General features: G+C 40.0%; 1 protein-coding gene. It reads right to left on the reverse strand.

The annotated features are described in order from the left end of the window. Window positions 1-69 precede the first annotated feature (69 nt). A protein-coding gene (locus AVJ19_RS21100) for an IS3 family transposase (protein WP_111861428.1) occupies window positions 70-1199 on the reverse strand; the annotation gives its coding sequence in 2 pieces (ribosomal slippage) (window positions 70-947 and window positions 947-1199; 1131 coding nt in all). Between the last annotated feature and the right edge of the window lie 87 nt (window positions 1200-1286).

Raw genomic sequence — 1286 nt, forward strand, 5'->3', positions numbered from 1 at the left:
GATGTGGCTCCGCTAACTAGACCACTAACATCATTTCTATAAGTAATAAATCCACTCTAAATATTCAAATTATGCTGCCATTACCTTGGGTAAATGTCGATCATAAAATTCATTTGGTGTTGCCTTATTTAAACTTGAATGAGGACGTATCGTGTTATAAAAATCCAAATACTTAGCAATCGATTGTTTCGCTATTTTAACAGTATCGTAAGCCTTCAGGTAAACTTCTTCATGCTTCACACTACGCCATAAACGCTCAATCATGACATTATCCATCCACCGTCCTTTACCATCCATGCTGATACGGATATTACGCAATTTCAGCTCATTCAGAAAGGATTCACTGGTGAATTGACTGCCTTGGTCTGTATTGAATACCTCAGGACAACCGTATTTCACGATTGCCTCTTGCAGAGCTTCTATGCAAAAGTCCACTTCCATACTGATAGACACACGATGCGCCAGTACTTTACGACTATGCCAATCTACTATCGCACACAGATAGACAAAGCCTTTCGCCATCGGAATATACGTAATATCGGTACACCAAACCTGATTGGAACGATCTATAACCATGTTTTTCAACAGATATGGATAAATACGGTGTTCAAGACTAGGCTTACTTGTATTTGGCTTTGGATACAGGGCATGTATTCCCATCAAGCGCATTAATCGTCGGACTTTACGCCGACCAATTTGATGTCCTTGACGCTGCAGCATGTCCCGTATCATTCGACTGCCCATAAATGGATAGTCGAGGTGAATCTCATCGATTAGACGCATCAAACTCAAATCAGTTGATGAAATCTCTTTGGGCTTGTAATACAACGTACTACGATTGATTTTAATCAATTGTGCTTGTTGCCGTACCGAAAGTCGATGGGTCTTATCGATCATTTTTTGCCGCTCAGTTGCCCTGTTTTTCTGAGCGCAGATTCTAAAAAATCAATTTGCAGTGCCTGATGTCCTATCTTGGCATGTAAGGCTTTTAGATCAATCTCTGGTTCTGGTTGTGCTGTTGGACATGAAAAAATATTGACTGATTGTTCAAGCAGTTGATTTTTCCAATCAATGATTTGGTTTTGATGTAAATCGAATTGAACAGAAAGCTCAGCAAGTGTCTGATCGCCTTTCAGTGCTGCTAATGCAACCTTAGCTTTAAATTCTGCTGAGTGATTACGACGTTTTCTTCGTGTCATATTTGACTCCAAAAACAAGCATTTCCCATGCTCATTGGGGAGTAGATTATCACTTATAGCTGTGGTCTAAAATCCTGAGTCCACATC

Source organism: Acinetobacter sp. CFCC 10889, from assembly GCF_003268395.1.
Lineage (GTDB): Bacteria > Pseudomonadota > Gammaproteobacteria > Pseudomonadales > Moraxellaceae > Acinetobacter.